General features: G+C 51.7%; 12 protein-coding genes. 3 read left to right on the forward strand and 9 right to left on the reverse strand.

Features of this window, described 5'->3' with window-relative positions; genetic code table 11:
- Positions 1-193: 193 nt before the first annotated feature.
- Entirely contained in the window at positions 194-454 is a 261-nt protein-coding gene (locus AAF564_21925) for a hypothetical protein (GenBank protein ID MEM8488225.1), read from the reverse strand.
- A gap of 145 nt (positions 455-599) precedes the next feature.
- Between AAF564_21925 and AAF564_21930 the strand changes: the two genes are divergently transcribed.
- Positions 600-1,394, forward strand: a complete 795-nt coding sequence (locus tag AAF564_21930; protein MEM8488226.1) for a thymidylate synthase — start codon at positions 600-602, stop codon at positions 1,392-1,394.
- A 9-nt stretch (positions 1,395-1,403) separates the two neighbouring features.
- Positions 1,404-1,919 (forward strand): dihydrofolate reductase, encoded by a 516-nt coding sequence (locus AAF564_21935; protein MEM8488227.1) that lies wholly within the window; start codon positions 1,404-1,406, stop codon positions 1,917-1,919.
- 12 nt (positions 1,920-1,931) lie between these two features.
- Here AAF564_21935 and AAF564_21940 read toward each other — a convergent pair whose 3' ends face one another.
- The 8 genes from AAF564_21940 to AAF564_21975 all read right to left on the reverse strand — a co-directional run bounded on the left by AAF564_21940 (position 1,932) and on the right by AAF564_21975 (position 10,042).
- Positions 1,932-3,659, reverse strand: coding sequence for a T9SS type A sorting domain-containing protein (locus AAF564_21940; protein ID MEM8488228.1), 1,728 nt, complete (start codon positions 3,657-3,659; stop codon positions 1,932-1,934).
- A 125-nt stretch (positions 3,660-3,784) separates the two neighbouring features.
- Entirely contained in the window at positions 3,785-4,132 is a 348-nt protein-coding gene (locus tag AAF564_21945) for a four helix bundle protein (GenBank protein MEM8488229.1), read from the reverse strand.
- Between the two features lie 114 nt (positions 4,133-4,246).
- On the reverse strand, positions 4,247-5,179 hold the full coding sequence (locus AAF564_21950) for a phosphotriesterase-related protein (protein MEM8488230.1): 933 nt from the start codon (positions 5,177-5,179) through the stop codon (positions 4,247-4,249).
- Positions 5,180-5,219: 40 nt separating this feature from the next.
- Positions 5,220-6,227 carry a methionine synthase gene (locus AAF564_21955; protein MEM8488231.1) on the reverse strand — a complete coding sequence of 336 codons (1,008 nt, stop codon included), beginning with the start codon at positions 6,225-6,227 and terminating at the stop codon, positions 5,220-5,222.
- A gap of 101 nt (positions 6,228-6,328) precedes the next feature.
- Positions 6,329-7,627 carry an FAD-dependent oxidoreductase gene (locus tag AAF564_21960; GenBank protein MEM8488232.1) on the reverse strand — a complete coding sequence of 433 codons (1,299 nt, stop codon included), beginning with the start codon at positions 7,625-7,627 and terminating at the stop codon, positions 6,329-6,331.
- A gap of 40 nt (positions 7,628-7,667) precedes the next feature.
- On the reverse strand, positions 7,668-8,450 hold the full coding sequence (locus tag AAF564_21965) for an SDR family NAD(P)-dependent oxidoreductase (GenBank protein ID MEM8488233.1): 783 nt from the start codon (positions 8,448-8,450) through the stop codon (positions 7,668-7,670).
- A gap of 20 nt (positions 8,451-8,470) precedes the next feature.
- Positions 8,471-9,247, reverse strand: coding sequence for an SIS domain-containing protein (locus AAF564_21970; GenBank protein MEM8488234.1), 777 nt, complete (start codon positions 9,245-9,247; stop codon positions 8,471-8,473).
- 36 nt (positions 9,248-9,283) lie between these two features.
- A complete protein-coding gene (locus tag AAF564_21975; protein ID MEM8488235.1) occupies positions 9,284-10,042 on the reverse strand; it encodes a GntR family transcriptional regulator in 759 nt (252 codons plus the stop codon).
- A 246-nt stretch (positions 10,043-10,288) separates the two neighbouring features.
- On the opposite strand from AAF564_21975, the gene AAF564_21980 reads away from it, so the two are divergent.
- Positions 10,289-12,445 (forward strand): VWA domain-containing protein, encoded by a 2,157-nt coding sequence (locus AAF564_21980; GenBank protein ID MEM8488236.1) that lies wholly within the window; start codon positions 10,289-10,291, stop codon positions 12,443-12,445.
- The last annotated feature ends 74 nt before the right edge of the window (positions 12,446-12,519 follow it).

Raw genomic sequence — 12,519 nt, forward strand, 5'->3', positions numbered from 1 at the left:
ACAGGTCCTCCTGAATTTTATTCAGGAAAACGCTCCGATAAAAGCACCCACCGCACATCGCCACGCATTTGGTGGACGTCCACGCGCTAACTTGCTGAAAACGAATTAATCTTTGCTAGCTACTATTTTTCTGAACACCCTTGACACCGAACAAGGAATTTTGAAGGTCGAAGTTTAACAACCTTCAACCCCCTCACATCATTTCAATCGTAATCACGCAATCCTTGGTGGTTAATTCGATTGCTTTATTTTCGTTGGCGAGTGCATATTGCTCAATGGCTTCTGGCAGTACTTCTTTTGGGGTATCCATTTTGAAGAGCGTATCAGCCACAACCCACCAATCTTCTGTTGTCAGGTGGACTTCTGCTTTGCCGTCCTGGGTTACCATGGTTGCATAGCTTAATACGCGGTTCAGGTGGTGGATGCCCATTTTCTGATGCAGGTTCGGATCCATAAAATTTCAGCGCCGTGTCGGCGTAACTAACGAGAGGGTTGATTATCTGGTAAAAAAGAAGTATCCCTGAAAATGATCCGGCCCTACATAAACCAGATACAGTTTATGCTGTATCTTCTGCTAAACTTTTCAAAGTAGGTAGTTCATGAAGCAGTACCTGGACTTGCTCAGACACGTGAAAGACAACGGTGTCCGTAGAGGTGACCGCACCGGCACCGGCACGCTGAGCGTTTTTGGTTATCAAATGCGGTTTGACTTGCGGGATGGTTTTCCGCTGGTGACCACAAAAAAAGTGTTTTTTAAAGGGTTGACCCACGAAATGCTCTGGTTTTTGCAGGGGGGGACCAACGTTGGGTACCTCAATGAGCATGGCATCAAAATCTGGAACGACTGGGCTGATGAGAACGGTGATCTGGGGCCTGTTTATGGTAAACAGTGGCGCCAGTGGGAAACGCGTTCGGGCGCGAATATCGACCAGATCTCTCAGGCGATTGAAAGCATCAAAAATAATCCAGAGTCCCGTCGGCATATTGTTCAGGCCTGGAATGTAGCAGAGATTCAAGACATGGCGCTGCCGCCATGCCATATGTTTTTTCAGTTTTATGTGGCTGAGAAACGGTTATCATGCTCGCTCTACGTACGTTCAAATGACCTTTTCCTGGGCGCGCCGTTCAATATTGGGCAGTATGCACTTTTAACCCATATGATTGCGCAGCAGTGTGACCTGGATGTAGGAGATCTAATCTATACCATCGGAGACGCGCATATTTACCTCAACCATCTTGAGCAGGTGGAAGAGCAGTTGGAGCGGGAGCCACATCCGTTACCACGTCTACTTATCAAGCGCCGGCCCGATTCTATCTTCGATTACCAGTTCGAAGATTTTGATTTGATCAATTACAAACATCACCCACGAATCAAGGCGCCGATCGCCGTTTAGCGTGTTTCTATGGAAGTAGTAAAACCGGAAATTGTCCTTATCGCTGCAGTTGCCGAAAAAAACCGTGTGATCGGAAATGACCTGAGCTTGCCGTGGCACATCCCTGAAGATCTCAAACACTTCAAGTCGCATACACTTGGACACCCACTCGTTATGGGCAGGCGCACCTTTGAGTCACTTGTTGAACAGTTTGGCGGCCCCTTGCCGAAGCGCCGTAACATTGTCCTGACGTCTAAAGGGCATTTATCCGGCTATCCCGACATTGAAGTGTATGAATCACCGGATGCTATGATGGAAGCCTTGAAAGATGAACCCATCATCTACATTGGGGGCGGGGGTAAAATTTATGAGCACTTTTTGGTGGGTGCAGACAGGCTGGAGTTAACCCTGGTAGAGGGAGATTACGAAGGGAATGCGTTTTTTCCGCCTTTTGAGCATCTGGTTGGTACCCTGTTTGAAATAACAGAGACACGCCCCAGGGATGGTTTTCGGTTCATCACCTACAAGCGCATAGCAGACCAATAGCGTCGATTTCGTTTACCGGACGATGGTCAAGGGCAAGGTTGTCCCTGGCTCGTTCTGCATTCGGATGATATAAACGCCGGCCGGCAGGTTTGAAACAGGGATGTCGAGTTGCTGGGATATTCCTGCCCATCTCGAATAGGCACGTGTATAAACAATCCGACCGAGGAGGTCGACAATTTCTATCTTGTCTGCGCCTGTGTTACCCGGAGTAAGGTTAAGGATAACCCTGTTTACTGCCGGATTCGGATACACCGTGAACTGCGTTGTTGCTAGAGGAGGTTCGTTTTCATTCGCAACTGAAATTGAGCCATTCGGTGCAAAGCGCGCCACAAAGCCGTCAAAGCTACCGGCGCTTGCGAGCAATAGGGTATCTGCACCTACATCGAAATCCACTTCGTCCTGGAAATAACCTGTCAGGTATGCATTGCCGGCCTCGTTGAGTGCTACCCCTGTTGGGACTTCCGTTAATGGGCCACCCAGGGCATTTGCCCACCGGAAACTGCCGTTGCTATCATAACTGGCGAGGAGCAGGTCTTGCTCGCCGTTGCTTGTCAGGCGAAGCGTCGACTGCGGATTTGGAAAAATTTCGCCAGCAAAAAAACCACTGACGATAAGGTCGCCATTGCTATTGAGTCCAATGTCGCTACCCTGGGCAAAGCCGGTGCCGAGCGGGAAAACCCACGCGAGCGTCCCGGTTGGCGTGTAGCGGGCAATATACTGGTCGCGCCCCGTGCTTGTGACTTCCTGCGGCCCGTTCAGCGGAGCAAAATCGACGGTACCGATAAAAAAGCCAGTTAAGAAGGCATTGCCCGCCGCATCAACGGCAAGCCCGGTTGTACCGTCCAGTTGCGCGCCACCGATCGGGATGGCCCAGCGGAATACACCGGCTGGTGTGTAGCTGGCAAGTACGCCATCCTGACTGCCATTCAGGCTTGATAATGCATCTGCACTACCTGAGGGGTCCAGGTTGGCGTTTCTCGAAAAGACACCGAGCAGGTAGACATTGCCGGCGTCATCTGTGGCGATTCGATTGCCTTTGTCCACTGAAAAATCGCCGTAGTGGAAAAGCCAGTTCAAGTTGGCTTCGGGGTCCATACTAATCACGTAGCCGTCTTCCTCGCCGGCGCTGGTTACAGCGTCAGTAGGATCGGAAGAAAGCGTACCTGTTTCTCTGAAAAAGCCTGTAAAGACCACGGCGCTAGTGCTATGCACACCCACGTCCTGTCCTCTGTCGTCGGCTGTACCGCCAAATCCACGGGCCCACCGTAATTCGCCGTCAGCAGTATAGGATGCCATAAAAGCATCGCGGAAGCCATTGCTTGTGATTTCTGCTACACCATTGCCAGGATCGAAGTCTGCAGTGCCCTGGAAGTATCCAGTGACAAACACGTGGCCGGCGGAAGAAACCTCAATTGCCAGCCCTTCATCGTCGATGCCGGGGCCGGCGGCAATACCGCCAATACTAAATCCCCATACCGGATCCCCTGCCGGATCGTATTTGGCGACAAAGACATCTTTCAGTCCTATACTTTGTAGGGTGAAAGCTGCTGTTGTCGACCCCGATGAGAGAAATTCGGTGCTGCCACTGATCGACCCGGTTACATAGGCATTGCCGGCGGCATCAATGGCTACATCATTACTAACTACGGTAGAAAAACTTTCTATTTGTGAGAGGTATTGCGCAGTAGCCTGTGTTGTGAGACTCAGCAGGAGGCAGCTTGCAAGAATTATACGCTTCATGGACGGTTAGGCATTGCGATGGATAGCACTGGAGGGCTGCTGACATTTGATTGACATAAATTATGCCGTTCTCTTGTTTTGGGTTTTCGTGCTTTTGGGTTTTCGTACTTTTGGGTTTTCGTTGGTTAGTTGGATTCTAGGTAGTAGATCAATCCACCAATCTTAGAGATGGTTCGTGAGGCCTGTTCGTAAACCTCCTGAAATGTGTCTTGGTTGATATAGCCCTGATCAAGGGCGATATAGAGCTGGCTGCGCACCTCGTTGGCAGATCCTTTTGCAATCTTTAGAAAATACAAGAATTGCCGCTTGGAGCTGCGTTCCAAGCCCTCTGCGATATTTGAGGTTATCGAAATAACTGCGCGTCTGATCTGATCTCTTAAAGCAAAGTCTGTTGAAAAGGCCGGCTTTTTAGTGATAGCGTAAATCATGTTTGTAAGTTTTCGCCCATCTTGCCAGACCTCCAGCTCTTCCATACAGGTCCACATAAAAGCACCTCTTAGTCTATGCCTTTATTTGACGCAAGCAAGTCTATGAACATAACCTGTTTCAACAATTTCCCGAAAACCCGAAAACCCGAAAACCCGAAATCACAGCACAAACGAAAGCGCATTTGCCGGGTTATCCGTGAGTATCGAATGGGCTTGTTCGGGTGTAACGCCGGCCTGGATGAGCCATGGGATAAATCGCCACAGGATATACGTGTAGCCGGGGCCGTTGCCAAAGCCGTAAGCTGGCCAATATGACCGGCGGGCAAGATCGCCTGACAAAAGAATTTGGTGGCCGTGCCCGGCTTCAATTAACCGCAAGATGAAGGTAATGCGTAAGGCATCCGGGAAGTATTTTTCTTTGCTGATTTGATCGAACCCGAGAAAAACACCGGTTTGTGCTATGTCGAGGATGTAGGGCCAGTCGAGGTTACGGTCCAGGTGACCGATGATAATGTTTGCTGGTGCAACATCGTTGCTGGTGAGCAACCGAACCTGCTCCATGGCCATGGTGCCAGCTTCGGTATGGGTTGAAATGGGGACACCAGTTTGTTGGTGGATGCGCGCAACGCTTTCAAATACGCGTCGGGCTGTTGGAGAGATTTCGTTTAACGTAGATGCGGCTTTGAGCACACCCGCACAGCAGGCCGTGTTGTCAACGCCTTTTGTGACGTCACGCAGTAACAACGCATCCAGATCGTCATCCGTCATTTGGGCAATGAGGGGTTTGGAAAAGCGATCCTTGTTAAATCCGGTGGCTGCAATGACGTGGGTGCCGGTTGCTTCAGCAACCTGGTGTAGCAGTCGGATGTTGCGGTTATAGTCACGGGTTGACATGTCGACGACAGCCTGGCCGCCGGCTTGTTGGAAGGCAGTCAACTCCTGTATGACCGCTGCAGCATCATCCAGGATGAAGTCTGCCTCCTGTAGCTGTGCAGGAGGCGCACCGAAGAGGTGTTCGTGGGGGTAGCAGATCCCGAGCTGGGTAGCTGGAATGTCACCAAGGACGGTCCGGATCACCGCATGATTATCCATTCAGGAGGGTATCAATTTATCCGAAATCAGCTGCTGCCGGTCAAACTTCCATGCGCACCAGTTTTGCACCTTGCACCATGGCCATCATTTTTGCCCGGGCGGCCCAGCGTGCCGTCTGGCTGAAGCCGCAGTCGGGTGTCAGGATGAGGCGGTCTGGTGGGACATGCTCGAGGAGGCGCCGGATACGGTCGGCTACAATTTCGGGGGTTTCAATGAAATAATTCTTTACGTCGATGACGCCGGCAGCAACGTCTTTTCCTGCTTCTATAATCTGGCTGCACAATTCGATTTCAGCCATTTCGCGGTTAGCAAATTCCATGGCAAACTCGTCGGTGTTGGCATCGAGGATATGCGGGAAAATTGGTTCGTAGATGCGATGTGCAACCGGCCGGCCAATGTAGTTGCCGAAGCACAGGTGCAGGCTGATGCGCGCATCAACGCCCTCAACCGTTTTATTAAACAGGTCAACGAAGGCTTTTGGCGTACGTTTGTGCACAGCATAAGAAGGTTCATCAAGCTGAATAAACTCGACGCCGGCATCTACCAGGGCTTTCAGTTCGCGGTTGATAATTTCAGCAAACCGCTCGGAGACTTCCATGCGGTCTTTGTAGATCTTCCCCGGCATAATGCGGCCGGCGAGGGTATACGGACCGGGACAGGGTACTTTGAGCTGGCTATTTGTACGGGTTTTTACGTACTCAAATTCTTCGACAAGCCCGAGGCCGTTGGGAGCGTCAAAGGCTTCGTATGCATCGTAGCGCTCGCGTTGGTCGTGGCCACCCGGTCCAAGTTTGCGAAGTGGGGCTAGCGGCGTAAGGCCTGACAGTTTGCCGTAGAAGTCAGCGGTAAAAAAACCAAAACGCCGCATTTCACCGTCACTGATAATATCAACGCCAGCGTCTTCCTGGTCGCGAATAGCCAGATCAACGGCGTCATTCAGGGTTTCCTCGATGTCTCTGGGGCCATACTCGCCGCGCTCTATGGCCTGAACAGATGTGATGAACCATGAGGGCCAGGCGTAGCTTCCGATGATACTGGTTGTAAGCATGCTCGTTACGTGTTAAAAAGTTAAACTGGTGTGTATCTTACTTGTCGTTGCAGCGCTGTTGTGCGTGCATAAGCTACACACGCTGATCTGAAAACCAAATGTCAGTCCACAACAGCGCCAATGTCTCGCAAAGATTGTCGTAGCGTATCGGTTGTCAGCGCACGCGGCATTTGGTTCGTTGTGGAAGCCATTGCTGCAGCCACCCCCGCAGCCTGGCCCATTGCCATACATTGCCCCATACTGCGAACGGAAGCATGGGCGTCATGGGCAGCAGACAGGCAGCGGCCGGCAACGAGGAGTCCTTCCGCGTGCTGCGGAAGCAGACAACGGAAGGGGATTCCGTAGGTCTCACCTTCCGGTAAATATTCCCAGTGTGTATCTCCTCCGCTGTGGTGGTCTTCAATGGGGGCACCGCACTGTGCAATGGCGTCATCAAATGACCGGGCAGCGAGTACATCGGCTTTTGTGAGACGGTAATCGCCCTGAACCCGCCGGCTTTCTCGTACACCAATTTGTGTACTCAGATCTGAGAGGACCGCTTTTTCATACCCCGGTACGCAGCGAATCAAAAAGCGGGCATATTCGAGTGCCTGCTGTCGGCCGGCGTATTCCGCATCGGTCAGCGCAACAGGATCCAGCGGGTCAATGTTTGCTACTCGCGTCATGTTGGTTGCCATCACGCCTTCAAACGGCGTGATGTGCACACTGCCTTCCTTGCGCGGAAGATCAAACGTTTCGCTGGCAATCGCCTCGGCCATAAGCTTGTGCAACTGGTCCTTTTTAACCTGCGTTGCGCGATCCGTATCTACATTGATCATCCGAAAGGTTGTTGTGAGCGACTGGATGGGGCCGTCTTTGAAGCCTTCAAATGGCACGCCGGCTGCGGCTGCCACGTCTGCATCGCCCGAAGCGTCGATAATGGTTTTTGCCTGTAGTCGAACCGGTCCCCCCTTGTTGATGGCAAGCACGCCCGTAACGCGGTTGCCATCCATTTCGACGTCGCACACCAGGGTGTGATAGAGCAATTTTACACCAGCCTGGAGGGCAAGCTGCTCCCACACAATTTTTAGGATCTCGGGATCATAGGTGACACCGTTGCCGGCGCCGTATGTGTTGGGGCGAATGAGCGCTGCTTTGTGCGACATCAGCGCTTCGACCACGCGGTCGGGAATGCCACCTACCACCTTTCTCGGCGGTTCACCGGGGGTGTAGAACCCGTAAAAGGTATCGAGCACCTGGGTGCTGGTGCCGCCCATAAAGCCGTAGCGTTCGACAAGCGCTACCGATGCACCTTGTCGAGCAGCAGCAATGGCTGCCGTGGCGCCGGCGGATCCACTGCCAACAACCAGTACATCAGTTTGCCAGAGGTCGCGTACGGGTTTCGAGAAAATGTGCGTCATCGGTATTGTTGTGGGCAACCTGGAATTTGAAGGAAAGGGTTCATCGGACGGACCAGCCGCCATCTACAGTAAGTACAGCTCCGGTAACAAAAGCGGCCTGGTCTGAAAGCAGATATAGTGCAGCCTGGGCAACGTCTTCTGGTGTGCCAAAATCTGAAGTCAACGGCTGCAGAGTTTTAAGCCGCTCTTTGATGTGATCGTTGGTTTGTGCGCGTTTGCTCATGCCTGTTGCAATCAGGGATGGGCACACGACATTGGCGCGTATCTGCTGCGGCGCATAGTAGCTTGCGATCGAGCGGGTAAGACTGATTACGGCACCTTTGCTGGTTGCGTAAGCGTGGGTGCCAAAGTCTTCGTCTCCGCCTACCAGCCCGAGCACTGAGGCAAGGTTAACAAGGGCGCCGCCGTCGTTGTCCAGCATATTCTGGACGAGGTATTTCGAACACAAAAAGATGCTTTTGAGATTTACGTCGAGCGTCCAGTCCCAGCCGGCTTCCGTACATGCGTGCACCGGGCCATCGCCGTGTTTGCGGCCGCTAGCGCCAACCACATTGAAGGCAGCGTTGATGTTGCCATACGTTTTGTGGATGGCTGCAAAGGTATGCTTTACCGCTTCGTGTTGGGTGAGGTCAGCTTGCCAACTGGTAGCATCTCCGCCGGCAGACCGAATGGCTGCTACTGTTTCCTCTGCAGATTCTCCGTTGATATCGACGCCGGCAACCTGCGCGCCTTCTTGCGCAAACAACAGTGCGGAGGCACGCCCGATGCCGCTGCCAATGCCGGTGACAAAAGCAACTTTGCCTGCAAGCGTTTGTGAAGCCATGAAAGTCTCGTGGTGAAGGGTTAGTCGGTGCCAAACACTTTGCGCATGCGCCGGCGGTAATCGTCGTAACAGACGTCAAAGCGTTCTTTTGAGGCTTCGGCGCCAATGAAAAAGCCGCTCGAAAGCACGATGGGTGGTTTGCCCATGCGCGTCAGCTTGTCTGCTATCATACATTTCAACGCATTCACAATCGCTGCACCGCCAATGGTTGATCCTGGTCCTACCGGGTCTTCGAGTCCGTCGATTGTTACCATTGCGTCGCCGCCCGGTGTGCCGTTGTCAAGTACTACGTCTGCGACATCAATCAGCTTTTTACCACTGCTGTGTTTGGCCGCAGAATACTCACAATGATCAACCGACACCACACAGATAACGGGCAGGTTCATTTTCTTTACTTCAAGTGCCATCTCAACAACCACTTCATTCACACCGCTATTGGAGAAAATGATGAAGCTGTCGCGCTGGTCGAATACAAAATTGCGGAGGATCATCTTGCCGAGCCCTTCCACATGTTCGAGATACATGGCTTGCCGCTGTCCGTTTGATCCGACAACTGGATTGTGAAACGTAAGCGAAAGTTCAACCATCGGATGAAAACCCGGGAAGCTTCCGTGCCGTGGAAACATCTCTTCAATGGGAATCCGCGAATGGCCCGTACCAAACAGGTGAACGAGGCCTTCCTGGCCGATAGAATCTGCGCAAATGGTTGCTGCCTTTTCGAGGGCATCCATCTGGGTGTCCTGGATGCGTTTCAGGATGTTTGTTGCTTGCTCGAGATACTGTAATGCCGGGTTCAAGGGCTTGCTGGATTTATCGTGTCAGAAATCGGGGAATTACTTTTTCAACTGATGCGCAATCACATATTTGTATTTGTCTGCGCGGTAGTAGCTCTCGGTGTGCTCCATAATTTGCTGGTTGTCCAGCCTTGCGGTTGTTGTGACCCCAAGAACAGGTGTGTCTTTTTCAATGTCGAGTTGTTTTGCCAGCATTTTGTCTGCCGGCAGGGCCGATAGCGAATATTCAAAAGCGGCGATGTACAACTGGTAGTTTTCTGAGAGCACCTTGTAAAGAGAATTCGACTTAAAATCGTGCTCGATCAGGTTGGGGCAGCGCGTAGTGATGATTGTTGTGTATTGCAAACATACGGGTTCATCATCGGCGAACCGTAACCTGGTTAGGTTGAGGCAAGGGGATCCTGCGTAGTCTTCCAGTGCGGGGTCTGGGCTGTCTCCTACAATGCCGGCGGCTTTGTCTAAAATCTGGGAGTGGGTTTGGTAGCCCCGTGTCTCCATTTCTGCTGTAAAACTCCGCGCCATCGAAAGCAGGGTGAGATGCTGTTGCGGCTTGACGATGGTGCCCCGGCCGGCACCCCGGCTAATCAGGTCATCAGCCTCAATGCGCGAAAGGGCCTGGCGGATGGTATGCCGGCTAACCTGGTACGATCTGGACAATTCATGCTCTGGCGGGATAATCGATCCCGGTGGCAATTCTTGTTCATAAATCAGCCGACGCAAATCCTTTTCTACCTGGAAATAGAGTGGGACAGGTGAGGTCGGGTCAGCCGGTTTTATTTCGAGGTCTTTCAGGGGCATGGGTGGCTGCCATAGTTGCGAATGTCCAAATGTACGTACAATATGATTGCCGGTTCCCCTACACCTGTTCATAACATGGCCACTGAGATGTATGGCTGTACGCGGAATGAACACCTTTTTCGGCTAAAACAGCCTGAAATCGCACAAATTAGAATAGGCATTCATTTTGAAAAGCAGCATTCCAAATTATTGTGTTCTCCCCAAGTCAGCGCTCTACTTCAGGCGTCATCAACCTCGAAACAGATCATGAACAGCTTTACTACCACTTTTTCGATATACGTTCGCTGCAGCCGCCTTACCACCTTGTTATGGTTTGCTTTGCTGCTGCTGATCACACCCGCTGCATTTGGACAGGGGGTAGCAATTGTTGATGCCGCGATGGAGGAATACCTTTACCTCGCATCCAATCATGTGGATGTCCGGATTGAGGACCAGGTTGCAATAGTCACAACGACCCAACGTTTTGAAAACAACTCAGGCGCGTCGGTACGGATTGCATTTGGATTTCCGATGGCTGAAGACGCAAGCCCCACGAGTATCCGGTGGCTGCTCGATGAAACCTGGTACCGGGGTCTGATAGAAGCGGTGCCGCAAGACACAACCCTGCCAGGTATTCCCGTAGGAGGAAATCCGGCTGCCATCGACAATTACCTCGGGGCAACGCCGTTCAGGTTTGATGTTACGCAAACAGTGCCGGCTGACTCAAGCATTTCGATCGAATTGCAATACGTTCAGCTCTTGCCGTATGCCTTTGGTAATGTGTCGTTTTCCTATCCGAACCAGTACGAATCTGTTCAAACTGACCCTGTGCTGGACCAGTTATTTACGTTTGATCTTACCTCACAACGCACCATAGAAGAAGTTACTGTGCCGAGTCATGGGAATATTGAGTTGAACAACACTGGAAATGCAGCCCTGCTCTCGCTTAACCTGTCCGAATTGCCGATGGATATGGACGTAGAGGTGCAGTACAGCCTGAGTCAGGATGAGCTTGGGCTCTTTGGGTTTAGCACGTTCCTGCCTGATTCTCTTGTTGCAGATGGCTGGGTGCCGGGTTTTTTTACGTTTATTGCTGAGCCCGATGCAAGCGACAACTCGGCTGTGATTGATAAAGTGTTTACCCTGATCATCGATCGTTCAGGAAGTATGGGAGGAAGCAAAATTCAGCAGGCCCGCGATGCAGCAAGCTTCATTGTGAACAACCTGAATGAAGGAGACCAGTTCAATATCATTGATTTTAGTCGGGATGTGACCAGCCTGGGGCCCGAGCATGTAGCGTTCGATGAAACGAGCAAAGCAGAAGCGCTGGCATACATTGCCGGGTTGCGCGCCAGCGGCGGGACGAACATTGCCGAAGCGCTAACCACGGCCATCTCGCAGTTCGCTTCAGCAGATGCAAACACAGCAAACCTGATCGTGTTTTTCACCGATGGCGTAGCAACTGTTGGAGAACGGGATACGCCAACGATTTTGAATCTCGTCGAAAGTACTGTTGCGCAAACCGACACCAACCCAATTCTGTTTACTTTCGGAATTGGTTCTGCGGTGGATACACAGTTGTTAACTTTACTGGCTACAAACAATCAGGGGCTTGCAGAATTCCTTGGAAGCGATGAGTTGGAGCAGCGAATCACTGACTTTTATTTGCGAATCCGTAACCCTGTTGTACTAAATACGTCCATTTCTTTTGACAAAACCGGGATCAGCGAAATTTTCCCCAATCCGTTGCCCAGCCTGTACAAGGGGCAGCAAATGATCGTCTCTGGCCGATACCGAGAACCGGGCCCGATAAATATATCACTGAATGGCAATGCGTTCGGGCAACCCGTCAGCTACACCTACACACTCAACCTTGCAGATTCAGCCGTCACGTCCAATCAGTTTCTGACCAAGGTATGGGCCAAGCAGAAAATCGAAGAACTGCTGGTTGCCTATTACAGCTTCAAGGACACCTCAAGTGAAGCGCTTGCATTGCGAGAAGAAATCATTGGTCTGAGTTTGTCTTTTGGTATTGTAACCCCCTTTACAAGTTTTCAGGGGAGCGAAGAAGATGGGGGTATGGCGGTCTCAAACGAGGACGAAGAAGAACTTCCTGGTGGGATTGAGAAAGCGGCCGATGTTGCGGTTCAGATTCTGTCCAATTACCCCAACCCGTTTCGTACAACAACAACGCTGCAGGTTCAGGTTAATCAACTGGTTGATACAACCGTAATGGTGCGGATTTATGACAGCCTTGGCCGGCTTGTTCGTACGTTATCGCTACCCGTGCATCAAATGGGTAGGTATGAGATCGAGTGGGATGGTACAACAGACGCCGGCGTGCCGGTTTCAGCGGGTACCTACGTTGCCGTGGCAACCTATGGGGATGTGGTCTGGTCGCATGTGATTTCTGTCATTCGATAAGTTAGCCGGCCAGGGTTCAGCAGCTTGGTGCTAAATCCTGGCCGGCTACCTGTTATTCAAACCGGATCCAGTCC

It is taken from the genome of Bacteroidota bacterium (assembly GCA_039111535.1).
Taxonomy (GTDB): Bacteria; Bacteroidota; Rhodothermia; order Rhodothermales; family JAHQVL01; genus JBCCIM01.

Bases quoted from the DNA above. Each gene is read 5' to 3' on its own strand.
- AAF564_21925 (MEM8488225.1), bottom strand. From the start codon at position 454: ATGGATCCGAACCTGCATCAGAAAATGGGCATCCACCACCTGAACCGC.
- AAF564_21930 (MEM8488226.1), top strand. From the start codon at position 600: ATGAAGCAGTACCTGGACTTGCTCAGACACGTGAAAGACAACGGTGTC.
- AAF564_21935 (MEM8488227.1), top strand. From the start codon at position 1,404: ATGGAAGTAGTAAAACCGGAAATTGTCCTTATCGCTGCAGTTGCCGAA.
- AAF564_21940 (MEM8488228.1), bottom strand. From the start codon at position 3,659: ATGAAGCGTATAATTCTTGCAAGCTGCCTCCTGCTGAGTCTCACAACA.
- AAF564_21945 (MEM8488229.1), bottom strand. From the start codon at position 4,132: ATGGAAGAGCTGGAGGTCTGGCAAGATGGGCGAAAACTTACAAACATG.
- AAF564_21950 (MEM8488230.1), bottom strand. From the start codon at position 5,179: ATGGATAATCATGCGGTGATCCGGACCGTCCTTGGTGACATTCCAGCT.
- AAF564_21955 (MEM8488231.1), bottom strand. From the start codon at position 6,227: ATGCTTACAACCAGTATCATCGGAAGCTACGCCTGGCCCTCATGGTTC.
- AAF564_21960 (MEM8488232.1), bottom strand. From the start codon at position 7,627: ATGACGCACATTTTCTCGAAACCCGTACGCGACCTCTGGCAAACTGAT.
- AAF564_21965 (MEM8488233.1), bottom strand. From the start codon at position 8,450: ATGGCTTCACAAACGCTTGCAGGCAAAGTTGCTTTTGTCACCGGCATT.
- AAF564_21975 (MEM8488235.1), bottom strand. From the start codon at position 10,042: ATGCCCCTGAAAGACCTCGAAATAAAACCGGCTGACCCGACCTCACCT.
- AAF564_21980 (MEM8488236.1), top strand. From the start codon at position 10,289: ATGAACAGCTTTACTACCACTTTTTCGATATACGTTCGCTGCAGCCGC.